Raw genomic sequence first — 20631 nt, 5'->3', positions numbered from 1 at the left:
GGCGTGCCGCGACGTCGCGTGAGCGACCCACGACGCGGACGGACGCGGCGACACGGACCGGGCCCGCCCGGCCGCGGGTCAGCGCTTCCGCAGCATGACGACGGCGCCGGCCGCCGCGACGACCATGAGCGCCGCAGCGACGCCCGCCGTCGTGGTGACCCCGGAGTCGAAGGCGGCACGCGCCGACTCGAGCAGCGCCTGCCCCGCCGACCCGCCGAGCTGCGTCGCCGCGGCGACGGCTCCGCCGAGGGTCTCCCCCGCTGCGGTGTGCGCGGTGGAGGACAGCCCGTCCGGCACGACGACGTGTGCCCGGTACGCGGTGGCCAGGATGGTGCCGAGGACGGCGGTGCCGAGCACGGCGCCGATCTCGTACGCGGTCTCCGAGATCGCCGACGCAGCGCCGGACTTGTGTGCCGGCGCGGTCGAGATGATGAGGTCGTTCGTCACGGTCTCGGACGCACCGATGCCGATGCCGAGCAGCACGAACGCGAATGCCAGCGCGGCGATCGAGGCGTGGTGGCCGAGCACGGCGACGAGGGCGTACGCGGCGGCCGAGAACAGCAGCGACACGGACACGACCCAGCGCGGTGCGACCCGGGCAACGACGGGCACGACGGCGAGGCCCGCGATGATCGTCAGGACGGCGCCGGGGATGAGCACCACACCGCTGGCGAACGGGTCGAGGCCGGCGACGAGCTGCAGGTGCTGCGCGATGAAGAACAGGAACCCGGTGAGCGAGAACATCGCCGCCATGTTCATGAGGACACTGCCGGTGAAGGCGGTGCTGCGGAACAGGCGCATGTCGAGCATCGGCGTGCGGGAGCGCAGCTGCCGCCGGACGAACGCGATGCCGCAGAGCACACCGACGGCGACCATCGCGATCGCGAGACCGCGCTCCTCCGGGTGGACGAGGGACTTGATCGCCCAGACCGTGGGGGCGAGGGCGCCGAGGGACAGCAGCATGCTCGGGACGTCGACGGGCCCGGGCTCCGGGTCGCGGGACTCCGGCACGCAGAACGGCACGGCGACGAGCATCACGACCAGGATCGGCACGGCGACGAGGAAGACGCTGCCCCAGTGGAAGTGCGCGAGCAGCACACCGCCGACGAGCGGGCCCAGGGCGTTGCCGGCGGCGAACATCGTCGACCAGACCGCCAGGGCCAGGCGCCGTTCGCCGGCGTCCGGGAACACGTTGCGGATGATCGAGAGCGTCGCCGGCATGAGCATCGCGCCGAAGACACCCATCGCGAGGCGTGCGGCGACGAGCATCCAGGCCTCGGTGGCGAACGCCGCGGCGGCGGAGAGCAGGGCGAAGCCGGTCGCGCCGATGACGAGGATCCGGCGGCGGCCGATGCGGTCGCCGATGCTGCCCATCACGACGAGCAGGCCGGCGAGGACGAGCGGGTAGGCGTCGACCATCCAGAGCTGGGTGGTCGCGTCGGGGTGCAGGGCGCGCGAGATCGAGGGCAGCGCGAAGCTCAGGACGGTGTTGTCGACCGAGATGAGCAGCACCGGCAGCATGAGCACCGCGAGCGCGGCGAACCGGGAACCACGGCTGGTGGTGATCCGGGTGGCGACGGGGCTGGTGAGCAGGGCGGACATGGCGGACTCCAGGACTTCGAGCGTGTCGCGCCGTCGGCCACGAGGGGCAGAGCGCAGACGAGACGGGACGCGGAAGTCGTCACGCGCCCCGTCAGGGTTCCGTTAGTGTACCGTCCGGACGGTTGTGGTTGCAAATGCAACCAATGGCGGACGGGAGGCGCGGATCCGGCCCGCCCCGTGCCTCCCGTCCGGTGGTCGGTCCGTGCGCCGGTCAGGCGGACTCGCGCACGACCAGCCGGTGGCGGACGACCCGCTCGACCGACGGACCGGACCGCGGCAGCGAGCCGTCGAGCATGCCGAGTGCCAGGTCGACCGCGTGCCGTGCCACCTCGTCGAGGTCGACCGCGAGCGTGGTGAGCGTCGGTGCAACGAGCGTGCCGAGTGTCAGCCCGTCGATGCCGATGACGCGGACACGGTCGGGGACCTCGGCGCCGGCACGGCGGCAGGCGGCGAGCGCGCCGAGGGCCATCACGTCGTTGAACGCCACGACGGCATCCAGACGAGGGTGTCGCGCGAGCGCCGCGGTCGTCCCCGCGGCACCTGCGTCGGCCGAGGCCGCGGTGGCGACGACGTGCGCCGGCAGGTACCCGCGGCGGCGGAGCGCGTCGAGCAGGAGGGCGCCACGGGCGCTCGACTCCCCCGGTGCTCGGGCGACCGTGGGCGCGTCGAGGACGAGGGGGTGCTTCACACCGACCGAGACCAGGTGATCGGCGAGGGCCTCCACCGCGTCCGTCGGGTCGAGCCGGACGGCGCCGCGGGCCGGGACACCGTGCGGGTCGAGCTCGACGACCGGCACCGGACCGAGGTGCTCGATCCACTCCGGTGCGCGGGCGCCGAGGTAGCCGATGACGACGTCGCTCTGGGCGCCGAGGTCCTGCACGGACCGGTCCGAGTCACCCGCCAGGCCGACGTCGGCGAGCATCACGTTCCACCCGCGAGCTGCGGCCAGCCGGAGGACCGCCGCGGCGAGTTCGGGCGAGTACGGGTTCCGCAGGTCGTCGACGAGCAGTCCGAGCTGGTGCGCGCCGCCGGAGACGAGGCCTCGACCGAACCGGGACGGCCGGTAGTCGAGCTCAGCGGCGGCGGCGAGGACCCGTTCCTTCGTGGCGTCGCTGATCCCCGGCAGACCGTTCACCGCGCGGGTGACCGTCTGCCGGGAGACCCCGGCGGCCGCGGCGACGTCGAGGATCGTCGCGCGGCCACCGGTGCCGGTCAGCTGCGGAGGTCGAGCCATGCCACCTGCTCGGGCGTGAGGTCGACGGTCAGGCCGAGCATCGACGAGCGGGCCTCGGCGATGGTGCGCGGGCCGAACAGCGGGAACGTCGGGAACGGCTGGTGCAGGACGTAGGCCAGGGCGATCGCGGTCGCCGGGACGCCGTACTGCGCGCCGAGCTCCTCGGCCCGGCGCAGGCGTTCGAAGTTGGCGTCCGAGTAGTAGCAGCGGACGAGTTCGGCGTCGCTGGTGTCGTCCGGTCGGGCACGGCCGGTGAAGAACCCGCGGGCCTGCGACGACCAGGGCAGCAGCGGGACCTGGCGCTCCTCGAGCCACTGCTTGGACGCGGCGTCGGTGACGTGCTCGCACCCGGCCCAGGGGACGTCGAGCGCCTCGGCGAGGCCGAAGTGGTTGCTGAGCACCTCGAACCCGTACTTGCCGTTCGCCGCGGCCCAGGCGTTCGCCTCGTCGAAGCGGGCGGGGGTCCAGTTCGATCCGCCGAAGACCCGGATGTGGCCGGCGCGGCGGTGTTCGTCGAGGACGTCGACGAACTCCCCGACCGGGATGTCCGGGTTGTCCCGGTGCATCATGTAGACGTCCGCGTACTCGGTGCCCTGGCGCTCCAGGCTCTCGAGCAGCTGGCGGGTGAGCGACTCCGGGTCGCAGTAGGGCGTGTGCGCGCCCTTGGTGATGACGACGACGTCCTCGCGGATGCCGCGGTTCCGGATCCAGGCGCCGAGTCGGCCCTCGAGCACGCCACCGCCGTAGACGTACCCGGTGTCGAAGACCGTGCCGCCCTGTTCCACGAAGTGGTCGAAGATCGCGCTCGCGTGCGCCAGGTCGGGCTGGTTGTCGACGCCCATCACCAGACGGGAGACACGCTTGTCGATGCCGGGGAGCTGGCCGTACGTCATCGGGGCGTCGGCCGCGACGGTGAGCGGGCGGCCGCTGACGGTGGGGATGTCGGCGATCTCGGCCTCGAACGGGTAGCGCAGGCCGATCGCGGCGCGCCAGCGGTCGAGCGTGCGGGCGGCGGCGAGGCTCTCGTCGGTGGTCATCTGCGGGGTGTCGACCCGGCCGGCACGGAGGGCGTCGATGGTGGCGTCGGCTTCGAGCCCGTAGGGGGCGGCACCCGCGAAGGACGTCTCGGTCGGTGCGGCGTCGACGGTGCGGACCTCGATCACCGGGTTCCCCCCGATGGTCCAGGGGTCGCGGAGCGTGATCGTGCCGCGGGTGCCGTGCACGACGACGGCGTTCGTGTCCTCGACCTGGACGCCGGTGCGGAGGCTCGCGGTGATGCCGGTCGGGTACGTCGCGCTGGCGACGGTCCACTCGTCCACCCCGGTCGGGCCGAGGATCCCCACGGCGTGCAGCTCGACCGGTTCGGCGACGCGGACCCCGGTGGCGGCCTGCACGATCGCCGCGGTCATGGTGACCGGGTAGCAGCCGACGTCGAGGATCCCGCCGCCGGCGGTCTCGACGTCGAAGAGCCGGCCGGTGCGCTCCTCGGTCCGGAACGCGAAGGAGGCGTCGACGTGGGTGACGGTGCCGATCGCGCCGTCACGGACGAGGTCGAGGAAGGCGGCGGTCTGCGGGTGGAAGCGGTACATGAACGCCTCGACCAGCGGCAGCCCGGCCTGGCGGGCGGCGTCGACGAGCGCCATCGTCGTGCCGTGGTTCGGCGTCAGCGGCTTCTCGCAGAGCACGGCCTTGCCGGCCCGGAGTGCTGCGAGGACGAGGGCTGCGTGCCCGGTGTGCACGGTCGCGATGTAGACGGCGTCCACCCGCGGGTCGGCGAGCACGTCGTCGTAGGTGCCCGCGGTGACGTCGGGGAACCCGTGCTCGGCGGCCTCGTCCGCGAAGGCCTGGGCCCGCTCGAGTGACGAGCTGCCGGCGGCGACGAGTCGGCCGCTGCTGCTGGACAGCTGGGCGAGGAAGCGGCGGGCGATGCCCCCGGGGCCGAGGACCGCCCAGCCGGGGGTCATGTCGTTCGTGGTGGGTGTGGGGGTCGCGGTCTGCGCTGACATGCGGATCCTGTTCGTCGTGAACCTTCACGGTCGGAGCGAGGCTAGCCGCGGACAGCCCGCAGAACAAGGGTGCGTGAACGTTCACGGCGACTGTTCATCCCGGTGGGTCCCTAGACTCGTGCGCATGGCAAGTGCTCGCGACCGCGTCCTCGACAGCTTCGTCGCCATCGTGTGCGAGGACGGCGAACGTCCCGCGACCCTCGACGCCGTCGCCGCCCGCGCCGGTGTCTCGAAGGGCGGACTGCTCTACCACTTCGGCTCCAAGGCGGCCCTGGTCGAGGGGCTGTGCGAACGGCTCGCCGACCTGTCCGCGCTGGACATCGAGCGGATGCGTTCGGCCGAGGACGGTCCCGCGCGCTACTTCGTCGAGAACTGCCAGTTCGTCGGCAGTGAGCTCGACCTGGCCCTGCTCGCCGCCTCACGCCTGCAGCAGGCCGGGTACGAAGAGGCCGGCCGTACCCTCGACGAGACCGAGAACGCCTGGCTCGCCACCCTGGTCGACGCGCTCGGGGACGTCCCCACCGCGCAGGCCGTCAAGCTCCTGGGCGACGGGCTGTACCACGCGGCGTCCCTCGGGGCGGCCAGCGACGTCCGCCCGGACCGGGCCTCGGTGGACATGGCGGCACTGCTGCAGGTCGTCGACCGCCTGATCGCGACGAAACCCGCTCCGTGAACCAGCGCACCCGGTCCTGGGGATAGACTGAGTTCGTTCTACCCGCTGATTCCCGGAGGTACCACCGTGGGCCGCGTCATCGCTGCTGTCTTCTCGATCCTGCTGCTGCTGGTGTCGATGTACCTGTTCGGGTTCGCGTTCCAGGTCGCCTCCGGTCAGGCCTTCGTGTTCATCGCCGGCGTGCTGCTGATGAGCCTCTCCTTCTTCCTGCCGATCCACGTGTTCGGCAAGCGGTAGTCACACACCGCACACGCAGAACGGCCCCGCACCTCTCGGTACGAGGCCGTTCTGCATGCGCGGGCCGTTCTGCATGCGCGGGCCGTTGTGCGTACAGCCGCAGGTCAGGCGTTGGTGCGCAGCTCCCGCAGGGTGACGGCGGTGGCGACGGCGGCGTGTGCGGCCTCGGCGCCCTTGTCCTCCTTCGACCCGGGCAGCCCGGCACGGTCGATGCCCTGCTGCTCGTCGTCGAGGGTGAGCACGCCGAAGCCGACGGGCTTGCCGGTGTCGATCGCGACCTTCGTCAGTCCACTCGTCGCCGCATCCGAGACGTACTCGAAGTGCGGGGTACCGCCGCGGATGATGACGCCGAGGGCGACCGCGGCGTCGAAGCCCGACTCCAGCGCGACCTTCGCGACGACCGGCAGCTCGAAGCTGCCCGGCACGGGGACGACCTGGGCCGTGGCACCGAGTCGTTCGATCTCGCGCTGCGCCCCGGCCAGGAGCCCGTTCGCGATGACGTCGTGCCACTGTCCGGCGATGACCGCGACCCGGATGCCGCTGCCGTCGACGAGCTCGCGCTCCGCCGCTCCTGCTCCGCTCATGCGTGTGTCCCTTCGGTGCGGGCGACGTCCGCCGCCCGGTCGGCCGCGTCGAGCCAGGTGGCCAGCGCGGTGATGGTGATGACGGGCACGCCCTCGCGTGTCCCGAGTCCGACGAGTTCCGGCAGGCGCATCATGCCGCCCTGCTCGTCGACGATCTCGCAGATCGCCGCCGCGGGGCGCAACCCGGCGGCGGTGACGAGGTCGATCGCGGCTTCGGTGTGCCCGGCGCGCTCGCGGACCCCGCCGGCCCGTGCCCGCAGCGGCACGACGTGCCCGGGTCGGTGCAGGTCGGCGCGGACCGAGGTCGGGTCGGCGAGGACCCGGAGCGTGCGGGCCCGGTCGTGGGCGCTGATGCCGGTCGTGACGCCGACGGCCGCGTCGACCGTGACGGTGTACGCGGTGCCGCGAACGTCCTCGTTGTGCTGGACCATCGGCGGCAGGTCGAGGGCATCGGCGATCTCGGCGCTGACGGGCGCGCAGATGAACCCGGACGAGTGCGCGACCGTCCAGGCGATCCACTCCGGGGTGGCGAGTTCGGCAGAGAGGACGACGTCACCCTCGTTCTCACGGTGTTCGTCGTCGGCGACGATCACCGGGCGACCGGCGGCGATCGCGGCGATGGCCTGCTCGACGGAGGAGAGCCCCGGGGCGGAGGCAGCCGCGGCAGTGGTGACCGCCGGCGCGGGGCTGACTGCCGGCGAGACGGGGGCGGTGTCGGCGGCCATCACCGGGCCTCCGCCCCGACCGACGCACCGGCGGCGACAGCACCAGCGGCACCGGTGGCAGCAGCGTCCAGCCGCAGCATCCGGCGGACGTGCCGTGCCAGGACGTCGGTCTCGATGTTGACGCGGTCGCCGGGCACCCGCACACCGAGCGTGGTGGCGGCCAGAGTCTCCGGGATGAGGCTGACCTCGAACCAGGCGGCGTCGGGCGCCGCGGACTCCGGCGACACCGCACTGACCGTCAGCGAGACACCGTCGATGGCGATCGAGCCCTTGTCGACCACGAGCGGGCTGAGCTCCGGCGTCAGCGCGAACCGCACCCGCCGCCAGCCGTCTCCGTCGTCGGTCTCGAGCACGGTCGCGGTGCCGTCGATGTGGCCCTGCACGATGTGGCCGCCGAGGCGGTCGCCGACCGACGCGGCGCGCTCGAGGTTGACCCGGTCGCCGGACCGCAGCGACCCGTGGGCGCTCATGTCGAGCGTCTGCTTCATGACGAAGGCGGTGAAGGTCTCCGGGGTCTGCTCGACGACGGTCAGGCAGACGCCCGAGACCGAGATCGAGTCGCCGTGCTGCGCGTCGGAGACGACGAGCGGGCCGCGGACGGTGAGCGCGACGGAGTCGCCTCGTTCGTCGACGGCGGTGACGGTGCCGAGTTCCTCGATGATGCCGGTGAACACTGGTGTCCTCTCAACGGGACTCCAGGGCGCGCGACGGTCGTCGGCGGACGGCAGGTGGGGTCGCGGAACGACCGTCACCTTCCGTCAGCGCTTCCTCCCGTCCGGACTCTCACCGTCGGTCCCGGAATTGCACCGGGTCAACCCCGCCCCGGGCGGACCCGGCGCGGCGCTCGTGGACTGTCACCACCGGTTCGGACTTGCACCGACCCCGGAGCGCTTGCGTGTCCCCGACGATACCCCAGCCCCCCGACCGTCGCGGGCGGACCATCCGCCGGACGTCACGCGGCGTCTCGGAGGCGTGGCGGGCCTCCCGTCCGACCGCCGGTGCGCCGAAGCGGACGGGACCAGCAACGACCACCGGACGCGATCAGCCGCGCCCCTGCCGCGCCCGCCGGAAGCGACCACCGCACCGACGGGACGCGCTCAGCCGCGCCCCCGGACCAGCGCGAGCGCCTGCCGGAGCGACAGGTCGGGCAGGTACGCGCGGACCACCGCGACGCCGATCGCGGGCAACGCGACCGGGTCCGGGTAGGCGAGGACGAGCGGTTCGAGTTCGGGGCCGAACTTCCGCTTGAACCGCAGCAGCGAGCGGAACCCGTAGACCGGCTCGAGGACCCCGCCGACCAGTTCCAGCAGCGTCTCGACGCCGTCGCCGGTGGACCCGGTGCCGGGCGTGCGGGCGAGCGGCGCGGCGGAGAGGCCGAGCCGTTCCGCACCCTGCTCGCGCATCACGTCGGCGGCCGAGGCGACCAGGAACTCCATCACGCCGTTCGGGGCGTCCGTCCGACGGCGCATCACGTCGAGCGTCCAGCCGACCACGCGGCCCTCGCGGTGCGACGGCAGCCAGCTGGTGACGCCGAGGACCGTGCCCTCGGCGTCCTGGGCGACGAGGGTGCGGACGGCGGGGTCGCGCATCTCGTCGAGGCTGCCGAGCGTGAAGCCCATCTCGGGGAGCTCGCGGTCGGCGACCCACTCCTCGGAGATCGCCTCGATCTGCCGGGTGGTCGCGACCGGCAGGTCCTGCCACGACGACCAGGTGGCGGTGAAGCCGGAGCGCCGTGCCTTGTTGACGGCCGTGCGGACGTCCTGCTTCCGGCTGCCCTTCGTCGTCCAGTCCCGCGGGTCGAACGACGCGTCCTCGGCGACCGGCAGCGTGCGCCAGCCGAGCGCGGTGAGGGCCGAAGCGCTGGTCGTGTCGATGCCGTGGAACACTGCCGTCCAGCCGTTGTCGTCGCAGTACCGGGCGAACTCGGTCAGCGCCGACACGCGCGCGTCCGGCCACCCGAACGGGCCGAGGGCCACCGCGACGGTGCCGGTGCGGCGGTAGGCGACCCCGGCACGGCCGTCGGCGGTGAACCAGTGCGCGCTGCCCGGCCACGTGGCCATCCACCCGAACGTGTCGCCACCACCCGCGACGAGCAGGGCGCGGGCACGCTCGCGGTCCACGGCGGACACGTCGGTGTCGGTCGCGCCGGGGGCCGCACCGGCCGGTCGGATCGCGGCGACGGCGACCACGGCCCAGAGCAGCGGCCCGACGAGGCTCAGCACGGTCCGGAGCCCGGGATCCCGGATCGGCAGATCGCGGTGGTGCACGACCGGTGACAGCGGTCCGAGGACGGCGACCACCAGCCCGAGCGGGTCGTGCACCCGCACCGGCGCGGCGTCGGCGCTGATGTACACGACGGTCGCCAGGACCGCGGCGGCGGCCAGGACCGTCACCGCGAACGCGACGACCCGGCGCCGGGCGACCGCGACCGTGAAGGACCGCCGCAGCAGGACGAGGACCAGTGCGGTGACGAGCGGGACCGCGACGGACGCGGCGATCGACAGCCCCACGACGAGGTCGTCCTCGGACCCGCGGAGCTGGTCGACACGGCCGGGCACGTGGGTGTAGGTCACGGCGGCGGCGATCCCCGTGACGGTGTCGACCACGACGACGAGCCACACCGCGAACCGGCTGCCGCGGAACAGCCCGATCGCCCCGACGACGAGCACGAGCAGCGGCGCGATCGCCAGCAGCAGGGACCAGGGGTCCGTCGCGCGGTACGTCAGCAGACGGTGCAGGCACTCCCCCGCGACGCCGTCGGCACGACAGGCGGACGGCTGGTCGGCCGGCCCCATCCCGACGACCGCGGCGATCGGTGCGAGCAACCCGACCCGGGCGCGGGACACCAGCGCGATCACCGGTCCCACCGCCGACACCAGGACGACCGTGCCGAGCAGCACCCGGGTCTCGCGGTGCGAGCTACGGGTCCAGCCGGTGCGCTTCGGGGTGCGTCGGAAGACCTCGCCGAGTCCCCAACCGGCAGCCGTCGCGACGACGGCGGAGAGGTCGGCGGTGTGCCCGGCGTAGAGGAAGAGGGTGAGGACGACGGCCAGCGCGTTCACCCGGATCCGACGGCGCCAGAGCGGGCCGGCGAACGCACTCGCGGTGGTGACCGTGCCGAGGATCGCCGTCCAGGGGTCGAGCCCCTCGGCCCCGGACAGCAGGGCGGCACCGCGGCGGCCGTCCGGGTCGATGACGCCGACGACGGCCGCGGCCGCCGCGCCGACGACACTCGTCGCCAGGAACGCGGAGACCGTCCGGCGCGACCCCATCAGCCGCTCGGAGGCGCCCAACAACAGCACGACGCCGGCGAGCGTCAGGATCAGGGCGAGGACACCGGTGGTGACGGCGAACACCCGGAAGGGGACGAGCGCGTCCGGCACCGGCCGTCCGTGCGCGAACCGCAGCGCCGCCGCGGTGACCGAGGCGACGAGCACCAGGAGCAGGACGACGGCCGTGACCGGCTGTCGGGTGACGGCGTGCCGCACCGACCGGGAGGCCCGCCCCACGTCGCGCAGGACGCGCGCGGCCGCCTCGCGGCCGGCCTTCGGCGGGGCCGCGGACTGCGGCGCGGCCGCCTCGTGGCCGGCCTTCGGCGGGGCCGCGGGCTGCTCCGGAGCGGCGCTGTCGGGTGCGCCCTTCGCGGTCATCGACGGACCCCGTCCACCGGCAGGCCGAGGTGGGCGATCACGGTCGGGAGGCCGCGGCGGAGGACGTAGCGGACGGTGTTCCAGTCGTGGGCCGAGCCCGGCGAGACGATGAGCGTGGTGGCGATCCCGGCGCGTTCCGACGCGGCACGGAGCGCGAGCGTCGAGGCCTTGTAGGGAGCGTCGTCCTCGCCGTACCCGAACACGGTGAAGTGGTCGTGGTACGGCGTGTGGGCGGCGAGCAGGGCCTCCGGTGTGGCCTTGAGGTAGGCCGGACGCGAGCCGCCGAAGCCGACCGCGATCGTGTGCTGGAGGTCGCCGTTCGCCGGGGCGATCTCGCTGGAGATGGCGAGGGTCGTGCCGAACACCTCCGGGTACGCGCTCGAGAACTGCATGGCGCAGGTCGCTCCCTGCGAGAAGCCGCCGATGCCCCACGCCGCGCTGCCCGAGGCGACGTCGAGGTGCTGGTGGATCCACCGGACCGTGTCGGTCATCACGTAGGTCGCACTCCGCCCGAGGCGACGGCTGTCGACGCACATCGGGTTGTGGCCGGGGGCTCCGAGCTGGTCGGGCGAGACGACGATCGGCGCGATGCCGTGGTGCGTCGACGCGTAGCGGTCGAGGAACGACCCGAGGCGGCCGGTCTGGAACATGTCGGACGGCTGACCCGGCTGCCCGGAGAGCGCGACGAGCACCGGCAGGGTCGGCGGGTCGGCCACCTGCGCGGCCGGCGGCAGCCAGACGACAGCGGGGCGGGCGTGGAAGTGCGAGACCGTCGCCGGGATGCGGACGGCGATCGTGCGGCCGTGTGCCGGCATCCCCTTCGGCGCGGTCCAGGTCGCCGCGTCGACGATCCGCGCAGCCGGACGCGCCGCGTGCTGGTGGTCGAGGGTGCCCAGCGGGTAGGGGTTCGGCGTGACGGCCTCGCCGATGGTCCGGTACGCGCCGAAGTCGACGTTGATGCCGAGGCCCGCCGTGAGGGCGACCGCCAGGGCTGCGCCCAGCCCGACGATCCGCCGGCCGTTGCCGCCCTGCACCAGGACGACCAGGAACAACAGGACTGCGGCCGCCGTGAAGGCGACCCACATGCGCGTGACGGGCGTGAAGGACACACCGAAGAGGTCCTGGACGTCGCCGAACCACCAGACGGCGACCAGGCCGATGCCCGAGCCGACCGCCATCGCCACGATCCGCACCAGCACCCCGGGGAGGCCCCGGTTCCACCGGCGTCGGGGCGGGTGCTCCGACGCGACCGTGCCCTTCGTCCGGCCGTGCGGTCCGAAGACCGTCAGGAGGACGAGGACGACGGCGACGACGTCCACCGGCACGAGGACGGCCGGGAGGACGATCGGGAGCTGGAGCAGTTCTGAGGGCACGCGTTCATCGTGCTGCCGTCCAGCTGACGCACAGCCACTGGTCGGCTGCCGCTGTGTTCAGCAAGCGACTGTGGCCGTCCAGGAGGCGTACAGCACTCCCACAGGACGGGTCCTGATCAAGACTCATCACCTCGTGGTGGGTGTCGCCGGTCGAGCCCGTTCACCGGTGGCTCCGGCTCTGCTGCGCGGCTCTCGCGGTCCTGCTGGCGAGCGGCTCGCGGTCCGAGTGCGAACAGGAACGCCCCGGCGACAGCGCACGCGATGGTTGCTGCCAGCAGTGGGGGCCACGGCGTGGAGTCCGTCACGGCCGCCAGCGCCGTCAGGAGGACCAGCGCCGCCAGCAGCGGGCCGAGGATCCACGCCAGCCAGAGTCGGTACCGGCGCATCATCACCTCATGGTGCACTGGCATCTCGACAGGCGTCCGGCTCATGACCGGCACGTCCATCGGCGTCGGCATCGCTGGCTTCGCCCGCCACCGGCCGTGAGTGACGGAGAGGGTCCGGGGAGGGTCAGAAGTACATGCGCCCCTGCGCGATGTCAGCCTCGGCTTGCCGGAGGGCCCCTGCGACTTCGGGGTCAGCGCCTTCGAAGTCCGCGGCACGAGAGCCGAAGTCGGTGAAGCGGTGCATGACGATCCACAGCACGAGGAACACCGCCAAGACCACGCCGGTTGCGATCCACCACCACATGCGGGCAGCGTAAATGCGACCGACTGAAGGTGCAAGCACTGAGATGCGCCGTTGCACCATCGTCTCCCTGCCCGATCAGAGGATGAGCGCGACGGGGACGGACACCGCTGTCAGGACGAGTGCAACTGGCCAGAACCAGTACCTGAACGGACGACGTCGACGCCATGCGTGAGTACCGAACGCCGCCAGGAAGATGACCACGAGCAGGACCGCCACACCACCGACCATCGTCGCTCCGCCGAGCGCTTCATCTCGGTTCATCTGCGCGACATCGAGGTCGTTGTCGGTCGGTCCGGGCCAACCGAAGCTGCGTGCTTCGTCGAGAGCCATCGCGACCAAGGACGCCATGACGAACAGCACGACGGCGAAGGGAAGAGTCAGCAGCCACGCGAGCCAGGCTCTTCCCGTTCCCGTGTCAGCAGAACCGGACTGGTTGGTCACACGACGCACGGTACGGGATCCACCGCAACGAGAGCGCGTCCCGTCGCCCGATCAGCGGGGCGCGACTCCGAGCCCGTCGTCATCGAGTGTGCGGTCGTCGCAAGTGACCCGGGTCGCTCTCGTAGCGGCGGTGTCGTCCGCGGGCTCGGCCATCGCGGACGGACCGTTCTCGCCGCGGGTGCCGTCGAGCTCGATGGGTGTCACCGCGATCTGGTCGATGTCCGATGGGGCGCGCGCGGGTCGGTCCGCGAGGAGTCCGACCAGATGGCGCGCTCCGTTGATGCTCGTGCATCCCACGCCGGTGCCGTGTTGCCCGGTGAGGTCGAACTGGTACTGGTCGCCCTCGGGGTTCGTGACTGCCTCGAATGCGCAGCCGGTCCAGCGGTACAGATCGACATCACGGCTGCCCGCGACGAGCATGACGATCGGTCCGTTGCCCTGACCGGACACGTCGGCGACCAACGCAGTGGGTTCGGCACCGCCAGAGAGGTTGCGGGGACGCACGGAACTGGTGAGACCGGTGCTCGTCGTCACGCCGAACCGGCCGTCCTCGGTCACCCACTGTTGGTCAGCCTCGAGATCCCCGTCCACGTCGATCGTCGAAGCGGTCCTCGCACCGGCCGGGACACCGCCATCGGATGCCGGGCAAGGCTTCGATGCCTCGGCTGGGGTCGGTGTCGAAGCACTCGAAGCAGCTGGTGGCCGCGATGTCGGTTCGGCGGCGTTCGGCGGCTCACCCGTCCCACTGCACCCGGTCAGCAAGACGAGCGACATCGCCGTGGCCACGAATGCGCTGGTGCGCAGGACAGTGCTCCCCGTCGAACTCATCGGATCAGGGTGACTCCTGTTGCATCAGCCACGCAACCTCCACGCGCTTCGTCCGGTCAGCTGATCCCCTCCCGGGTTTCCGGATGAGCGTCGTCGTCCTCTGCGTCCAGTGAGGCCAGGTAGTCGGCGTTGCCACGCAAGGCCGGCTTGTACCGTTCGAGGTCCGGGGCGTCCACGTGCTCCGCGAGGAGCACGAGGAGGCTCGCGAGTGCGGTGTTCGGTCGGCCGTCGGCGTGGAACGTCAGGGCTTCGAAGGCTTCGAGGGCGACGGAATCAGGGAACTCAGCCCGCGCCCGCGCGAAGGCCCGGAGCGAGTCGTCGATCCGGCCGAGGTTCCGGAGGGTGCTCCCGTACTGGAGGGAGCAGCGGCGCCGGAGATCTCCGGTGAGTCCGCGTTCCATCGCTCGCTCGTAGAAGCTGAGCGCCGTCGCCTCGGCTCCCGCCGTGTCGTACACACCCCCGAGCTCGTAGAGGACTCGAGGGTGCTCCGGGTGCTCCTCGTGGATGGGGAGCAGCGCATCGATGGTCGGCTGCATGTCCTCGCGGTTCCGGGCGGCGAAGATCGCATCGAGTCGCGCGTCGATCGCGTCAGACATGGTCGGCCGCTCCTCCCGTTCGAGCAGTCACGAGACCGCGCCGACACAGTACCGGTCGTCTCGATGGCCGACCTCCACCGGTCGGCGGCCGAGGTCGTCCGATCGAAACCGGTACCCGGAGCAGGCTCCACGGCCGCGCCCGGCGCCACCGTCCGGTCACCCTCGGGTCACGTGCTGTTCACCCGCTGCCGCTACCCCTGCTTCTCGGACCACTGCCCGAGGTCCGACATCGGAGGATCCATGAACACCCGCGCCGCGCTGTCCTGCGTCGCCGTCGCTGCCATCGCCTCGCTGATGGTCGCGGGACCGGCGCACGCCGACGACGACACCAACGTCTACAGCAGCAAGCAGCCCTACATCGCCCCCAGCAGGTCGGACATCGACGCGTACTCGCCGGCGCCGACGGGCTACGCGCCCGTCGCCACGGAGTCGGTCGCCCGACACGGATCCCGTGGGCTCTCCGCCTACAAGTACGACGCGCTGCTACACCGTCTCGCCGCGACCGCGCAGGCCGAGAACGGGTTCCTGACGCCGGAGATCGGGAAGCGCTTCTCCGCGGACCTGGATGCCATCACCGCCGCCAACGTCGCGAACGGCTACGGCATGCTCACCGGCCAGGGCGCAGCCCAGCACCGCGGCATCGGAGCGCGAGCCGCGCAGCGCAACGCGCCACTCTTCGCCGAAGCGGCACGATCGGGCGGACGTGTCGTCGCCGAGACATCGGGTGAAGCCCGCGCCACAGAGTCAGGCGAGAACTTCCTGAAGGGCTTCGGGCTCACGGGAGTCACGCTCGAGCCGCGCCCGGACCTGCTCTACTTCCACGAGGTCGAGAACCCGGACGGCACCGAGAAGGCCGTGGGCTCCCCCGAGCGCGAGCGCGCCCAGGCGTACGAGGACTACATCGCCGAACAGACCGGTGACGGCGGCACGATCGCGGCGGCCTTGCACTACATCGAAGCGAAGCCGCGATCGGTCCAGGCAGCGGACGACGTGCTCTCCGGCATCTTCACGCCCGAGTTCATCGCCACGATCGGCACGGACAAGGCGCACACCTGGTACAACACCGCCGACGGTTCCAAGGGCGGCGCGGTGACGTGCGCGCCCGGCGCCGACACGAAGGCCGATCCCGATGCCTGCGGCGATCCGAAGAAGTCCATCAAGACCACTGTCGACGCGGCGATGGCGCTGTACAACCTGTACATCATCGCGGCCGACATGCAAGAGGAGAACGTCGCTCCGCACCGGTTCGACTTCGCGCAGTACTTCGCGGGTCGGCCGGCGGACGCCGAGTGGTTCGCGTACCTGCTCGACGCCGAGGACTTCTACGAGAAGGGCCCGAGCCTCGCCGGGCACGACGAGACCTACTCGATCACCAAGCCCCTGCTCGACGACTTCTTCTCCACGATCGACGCCCGCGCCGCTGGTGGCGACGTGGTCGCGACCTTCCGCTTCGCGCACGCTGAGACGATCATCCCGTTCGCTGCGCTGCTGCGTCTGCCGGGATCCACCGTGGCCGCGCCCGACAACGCCGCTCCGGCATCGGACGCCGACGTCTACGACGACGCCACCAATCCGTGGCGCGGCTCCGAGGTGACGCCGATGGCCGCGAACGTGCAGTGGGACGTCGTGTCGCGAGCGGGCATCGACCCGGTTACACGAGCGGCCTACACCCCGCTCGTGCGCATGCTCTACAACGAGCGGGAGATCGCGTTCGCCTCCGGATGCCGTGCGGTCGCCCCAGGGTCGCACTGGGTCAAGGAGACCGAGCTCAAGCGGTGCCTCACCGGCACGGCGATGACCGAGAGCCCGCTGATCGCCGAAGCCGCGCCTGCGCCGACGCCGACCCCGACCGTGACGCCCGCTGCTGCGCCCACCACGAGTCCGACCCCGACCTCGACCCCGACACCGACACCAGCGGCTCAGGGCGCCGATACGCCGACGACCCGGGCGAAGGGGTCGCTGGCCGCGACCGGAGCACAGTCACCGCTCGAACCGGCGTTGTTCGCGACGCTGCTCCTCCTGGCCGGTGCCGGAACCCTGGTGGTGCGTCGCGCACGTCGTCACACCGAGTGACACCGATGCGGAGTGGCGGCTGCGCGAGACCACCGCTCCGCCGTGCCGCACCCGCCCGGAAGACGCCACCAGCCCGACTGTGAGCAGGGCATGCGGGTGCGGAGCACCGGGGGTCCCGGTACTCCGCACCCGTTCAGCGGGTCGTCGTCAGTGGCGGCGCCGCAGGGTCATCGTCCCGAGGCCGGCCAGGAGCAGCAGCAGTGCCGCGAGGGCCGGGAGGACCGGACGGTCCGCTCCCGTGTAGGCGAGCGTGCCGGTGGTGCCGGTCGTGCCGGTGGCCGTGCGGGTCGTGCTGACCCCGCTGCCCGTCGCCGTCGTGACGACCGGGGTGGCAGCAGAGCGGGTGGTGACCGCCGCCGCCGGGGTGACCAGCGCGGCCGGGGTCGCCGGGGTGGTGACCGGGACGGTGGTGCCGGGGTTCGTCCCCGTCGCCGGGGTGACTCCGGTGGTGGGCTCCGTGGTGCCCGGGTCCGTCGTGCCCGGCGTCGTCGTGCCCGGGTCCGTCGTGCCCGGGTCCGTCGTACCCGGCGTCGTCGTGCCCGGCGTGCTGCTGGAACCGTCGCCGATGACGCCGACGCCGTTCCCGCCGATGGTGACCGGGATGGTGATCACGGGGATTATCTGGGTACCGGAGCCGATGCCGCCTTCGCCGGAGGTCGTCCCTCCGCCGACGGGCGTGGTGCCGGCGCCGGAGCCGGTGGTCGAACCGCCGGTGCTGGTGCCGTCGCCGATGACGCCGATGCCGTTCCCACCGATCGTGACGGGGACGTCGATCACCGGGATCACCTGCGTCCCGGAGCCGATGCCACCCTGGCCGGAGGTCGTCCCGCCGGAGACCGGCGCGCTGCCGGTTCCGGTTCCAGTGCCCGTGCCCGTGCCCGTGCCGGTGGTCGAACCGCCGGTGCTGGTGCCGTCACCGATCACGCCGATGCCGTTCCCGCCGATCGTGACCGGGACCGACACCACGGGAGCGACCTGCGTGCCGGAACCGACACCGTCCTCCCCCGAGGTCGTGCCGCCCGAGACCGGCGCGCTGCCGGTTCCGGTTCCAGTGCCCGTGCCCGTGGTCGAACCGCCGGCGCTCGTGCCGTCACCGATCACGCCGATGCCGTTCCCGCCGATGGTCACCGGGACCGACACCACGGGAGCGACCTGCGTGCCGGAACCGACACCGTCCTCCCCCGAGGTCGTCCCGCCCGAGACCGGCGCGCTGCCGGTCCCAGCGCCGGCGCCGGCGCCGGTACCGGTGTTCGAGCCGCCGGTGCTGGAGCCGCCGGTGCTCGTGCCGTCGCCGAGCACCCCGATGCCGTTCCCGGTCACCGTGACCGGGACGGAGACGGTGCCGAGGAGCTGCGTGCCGGAGATGAGACCGTCCGAGCCCGACGTCTTCGAGGAGGGCGCGCCTCCCGTCGAGCCGGAACCAGCCGGCGTGCCGGAGGTCGACGGACCGGCGCTCGCGGCGCCGTTCCCGAGGACCCCGATGCCGTTGCCCGACACCGTGACCGGGATCGAGACGTCCGGCAGGACCTGTGTGCCGGACAGGAGGCCGTCCGCTCCTGAGGTGGACGCGGGCGTCGCTGCCGGCGCGGCAGCGACCGGCGCGGTGGCCGGAGCCGCCGCGCTCGAGCCGGTGCTGGTGGCGTCTCCTGCGACGGCGACGGCGTTGCCGCCGACCGTCACCGGGAGGTCGACGTCGCCAGCGACCTGGGTGCCGGAGACGACGCCGTCCGTGCCACTGGTCGTCGGAGCCGGAGCCGGAGCCGGTGCAGCCGGTGCCGCCGGAGCGGGTGCCGGCGCAGCAGCCGCGTCGCCGAGCACGCCGACGGCGTTGCCGGTGACGGTCACGGGAGCCGCGACCTCCGGCACCACCTGGGTGCCGGACGCGATGCCGTCAGCACCGCTCGTCGTCGCGGCGGGTGCCGGTGCCGGAGCAGGTGCCGCCGGAGCGGGTGCAGGTGCCGGTGCCGCGGGTGCCGGAGCAAGTGCCGCCGGAGCCGGTGCCGGTGCCGCGGGTGCAGGTGCAGGTGTCGCCGGAGCCGGCGCAGCCGCCGGGCTCGTGACGGCCGAGACCGCGTCGCCGACGATGCCGAAGGCGTTGCGGGTGACGGAGACCGGTGCGTCGACGTTCGGCGCGATCTGAGTCCCGGAGGCGATGCCGTCCGCTCCGGTGGTCGTCGCCGCGTTCGCCGCGACGGCTCCACCGAGCGTCAGCCCGCCCACGCAGAGGGCGAAGAAGAGCCCTCGGGTGACGTTCTTGTTCATGGTCGTTCACTCCTGATCGAGATGGTTGGTCGACCGCATGGAGGCGGTCGGTGACGCGTCCTGCCGTGGCGGGCAGGTGCGCCGATCTCAATCGGGGGCGACGTCGTGGTCGCCGACGAGCGATGCCGGGAGGGCCTCGTCGGTGACCGGGCCGCGGTGACCCGCGGCGAGGGGGGAGGTCTGTGCGTCGGCACCGACGGTGCCGATCGGGTTCGCGCCGCCGGAGCTGCCCGCGGCGGATCCGCCTGCGGTGCCGCCGGTGGCGCCCTCGAACGGTGCGTGCACGGGCACGCCACCCTCCGGGAGGACGAGGGCCTCGCCGCCGAAGGTCGCGGCAGCGAGGGGGGTCGATGCCGTGCTGGCAGCGAGCGGACCGTCGACGGTCGTCGAGGTGCTCGCGCGGACGACGGACGGCGAGGACACGGAAGTGGTCATGCCACCTGCGCCCGTGCTCGTGCCCGGTGCGGCTGCGGTCGTCGCGGGGTGTGCGGTCTCGGTGGTCGACACCGCGACGGCGGGCGATGCGGGAGCGGCCGGCTCCGGGACTCCCGGCAGGATCGGCGCGACCGAGCCTCCGATGCCGGGGCCGACCACGACGGGGACGTCGACGACGGGGAGGGAGCCTCCCGGCAGGAGTCCGCCACCGACGCCGGGAAGGTCGCCGACGACGTCGGGCACCTCGGACACGACGCCGGGCAGGACGCCGACGACGTCGCCGACCGTTCCCAGCGCGTCGTCGACGGTGCCGGTGACGGGTGCCGTGACGATGCCGAGCGTGTCGTCGCCGAGCAGTCCGCCGACGACCGGGAGGCTCCCGACCACCCGGTCGACGACGGCCACGATCGCGGTCACCGGGCGGTCACCGACGACGTCCTGCACAGCCCCGGTGACGGGGTCGAGGGCGGTCGCGACGGTGTCGGTGACGGGCCGGGAGGCACCGCTCACGGCCGACACGACGCCACCGACGAGCGAGGTGCCCGGGCGGGTCGCCGGCGTGCCTGCGGGGGCTGCGGAGTCGTTCGCGGGGACGTTCGCCGGGGTGCCGGCGTGGCTCGACGGCTGGCCTGCCGAGGTGGGCGCGGGAGCAGTGGTCGGGGCCGCCTGCGAGCCCGCCGACGCGGGGGCCGGAGCGGGGACCGCGGGGGCTGCTGCAGGGACCGGAGCGTGGGCGGCCGGAGCCGGTGCCGATGCCGGAGCGACAGCGACCGGGGCGGGGGCCGCCGGAGCGGGTGCCGGCGCGGGCGCCGCCGGAGCGGGTGCCGGCGCTGCCGGGGCCGGTCGGGTGGGGGTGACGACGTTGCCGACGGCCCGTCCGACGCCCTCGACTGTCCCGCCGACGCCCGACACGACACCGCCCAGCAGGCCGTCCGAGCGCTGCGACGAGGTCGTCTGCGAGCTGCTCGAGGGCGTTCCACCCAGGTTGAGCACCCCGGCCGAGGCGGGCCGAGCACCGAAGAAGAGCGACAGCAGCACCAGTGCCAGCGCGATGCCGGAGGCCATGAGGGCCCAACGGATCACCGCGTCGAGGGGTGCACGCATCGATGCGTCCATGCGCTCACCTCCTGATCTCGGCTGCGCACGTAGAGTGGTTGACCGGCACGGTACGCCTGCACAGGTGCCGTGCGGAACCCATTCCCAAGAAAAAGTCAGGAAACGT

Annotated in this window: 16 protein-coding genes, 1 pseudogene and 1 riboswitch; of the genes and pseudogenes, 3 read left to right on the top strand and 14 right to left on the bottom strand. The window is 72.8% G+C overall.

Going from position 1 to position 20631, the window contains the following annotated elements; genetic code table 11:
• Window positions 1-78: 78 nt before the first annotated feature.
• From SOM35_RS08270 to SOM35_RS08260, 3 genes are all read right to left on the bottom strand, one after another.
• On the bottom strand, window positions 79-1602 hold the full coding sequence (locus SOM35_RS08270) for an MFS transporter (RefSeq protein ID WP_111074389.1): 1524 nt from the start codon (window positions 1600-1602) through the stop codon (window positions 79-81).
• Between the two features lie 211 nt (window positions 1603-1813).
• Entirely contained in the window at window positions 1814-2836 is a 1023-nt protein-coding gene (locus tag SOM35_RS08265) for a LacI family DNA-binding transcriptional regulator (protein ID WP_320515046.1), read from the bottom strand.
• A complete protein-coding gene (locus SOM35_RS08260; protein ID WP_320515045.1) occupies window positions 2815-4842 on the bottom strand; it encodes an aldo/keto reductase in 2028 nt (675 codons plus the stop codon). Before SOM35_RS08260 ends, SOM35_RS08265 begins: the two co-directional genes overlap by 22 nt.
• A gap of 124 nt (window positions 4843-4966) precedes the next feature.
• Here SOM35_RS08260 and SOM35_RS08255 point away from each other — a divergent pair, with 124 nt between their 5' ends.
• Window positions 4967-5515: a TetR/AcrR family transcriptional regulator gene (locus tag SOM35_RS08255; protein ID WP_111074392.1), complete on the top strand. Its 549-nt coding sequence runs from the start codon at window positions 4967-4969 to the stop codon at window positions 5513-5515.
• 66 nt (window positions 5516-5581) lie between these two features.
• Window positions 5582-5752 carry a hypothetical protein gene (locus SOM35_RS08250; protein ID WP_181439189.1) on the top strand — a complete coding sequence of 57 codons (171 nt, stop codon included), beginning with the start codon at window positions 5582-5584 and terminating at the stop codon, window positions 5750-5752.
• A gap of 104 nt (window positions 5753-5856) precedes the next feature.
• On the opposite strand, the gene ribH is transcribed toward SOM35_RS08250, so the two are convergent.
• The 9 genes and pseudogenes from ribH to SOM35_RS08205 form a co-directional block, all read right to left on the bottom strand.
• Complete coding sequence (gene ribH, locus SOM35_RS08245) at window positions 5857-6336, bottom strand: 6,7-dimethyl-8-ribityllumazine synthase (RefSeq protein ID WP_111074393.1); 480 nt, start codon at window positions 6334-6336, stop codon at window positions 5857-5859.
• Window positions 6337-6374: 38 nt separating this feature from the next.
• Window positions 6375-7061: pseudogene (gene ribB, locus SOM35_RS08240) on the bottom strand (3,4-dihydroxy-2-butanone-4-phosphate synthase); the annotation flags it as partial.
• The gene (locus SOM35_RS08235; RefSeq protein ID WP_320515044.1) at window positions 7061-7735 is read right to left on the bottom strand and encodes a riboflavin synthase; all 675 of its coding nucleotides are present in this window, start codon (window positions 7733-7735) and stop codon (window positions 7061-7063) included. The pseudogene ribB and the gene SOM35_RS08235, both read right to left, overlap by 1 nt.
• An 85-nt stretch (window positions 7736-7820) precedes the next feature.
• Window positions 7821-7954: riboswitch (FMN riboswitch) on the bottom strand.
• 204 nt (window positions 7955-8158) lie between these two features.
• Window positions 8159-10711, bottom strand: a complete 2553-nt coding sequence (locus SOM35_RS08230; RefSeq protein ID WP_320515043.1) for a DUF2156 domain-containing protein — start codon at window positions 10709-10711, stop codon at window positions 8159-8161.
• Complete coding sequence (locus SOM35_RS08225; RefSeq protein WP_320515042.1) at window positions 10708-12084, bottom strand: alpha/beta hydrolase; 1377 nt, start codon at window positions 12082-12084, stop codon at window positions 10708-10710. The genes SOM35_RS08230 and SOM35_RS08225 overlap by 4 nt, the downstream gene beginning before the upstream one ends.
• 510 nt (window positions 12085-12594) lie before the next feature.
• Window positions 12595-12774, bottom strand: a complete 180-nt coding sequence (locus tag SOM35_RS08220) for a hypothetical protein (RefSeq protein WP_301223044.1) — start codon at window positions 12772-12774, stop codon at window positions 12595-12597.
• 75 nt (window positions 12775-12849) lie between these two features.
• Window positions 12850-13215, bottom strand: a complete 366-nt coding sequence (locus SOM35_RS08215; RefSeq protein ID WP_253463847.1) for a hypothetical protein — start codon at window positions 13213-13215, stop codon at window positions 12850-12852.
• Between the two features lie 51 nt (window positions 13216-13266).
• Window positions 13267-13806 (bottom strand): hypothetical protein, encoded by a 540-nt coding sequence (locus tag SOM35_RS08210; RefSeq protein WP_320515041.1) that lies wholly within the window; start codon window positions 13804-13806, stop codon window positions 13267-13269.
• A 293-nt stretch (window positions 13807-14099) separates the two neighbouring features.
• Window positions 14100-14579: a tetratricopeptide repeat protein gene (locus SOM35_RS08205; RefSeq protein ID WP_320515040.1), complete on the bottom strand. Its 480-nt coding sequence runs from the start codon at window positions 14577-14579 to the stop codon at window positions 14100-14102.
• Window positions 14580-14879: 300 nt separating this feature from the next.
• Here SOM35_RS08205 and SOM35_RS08200 point away from each other — a divergent pair, with 300 nt between their 5' ends.
• On the top strand, window positions 14880-16712 hold the full coding sequence (locus SOM35_RS08200; RefSeq protein WP_320515039.1) for a histidine phosphatase family protein: 1833 nt from the start codon (window positions 14880-14882) through the stop codon (window positions 16710-16712).
• Between the two features lie 147 nt (window positions 16713-16859).
• On the opposite strand, the gene SOM35_RS08195 is transcribed toward SOM35_RS08200, so the two are convergent.
• Window positions 16860-18974: a cell wall anchor protein gene (locus tag SOM35_RS08195; RefSeq protein ID WP_320515038.1), complete on the bottom strand. Its 2115-nt coding sequence runs from the start codon at window positions 18972-18974 to the stop codon at window positions 16860-16862.
• A gap of 87 nt (window positions 18975-19061) precedes the next feature.
• A complete protein-coding gene (locus SOM35_RS08190; RefSeq protein ID WP_320515037.1) occupies window positions 19062-20525 on the bottom strand; it encodes a hypothetical protein in 1464 nt (487 codons plus the stop codon).
• Window positions 20526-20631 lie beyond the last annotated feature (106 nt).

The organism is Curtobacterium sp. CFBP9011 (assembly GCF_034045095.1).
Lineage (GTDB): Bacteria > Actinomycetota > Actinomycetes > Actinomycetales > Microbacteriaceae > Curtobacterium.
Note: the sequence above shows the minus strand (reverse complement) of the source record. Positions and strands in the feature narration are given on the sequence as shown.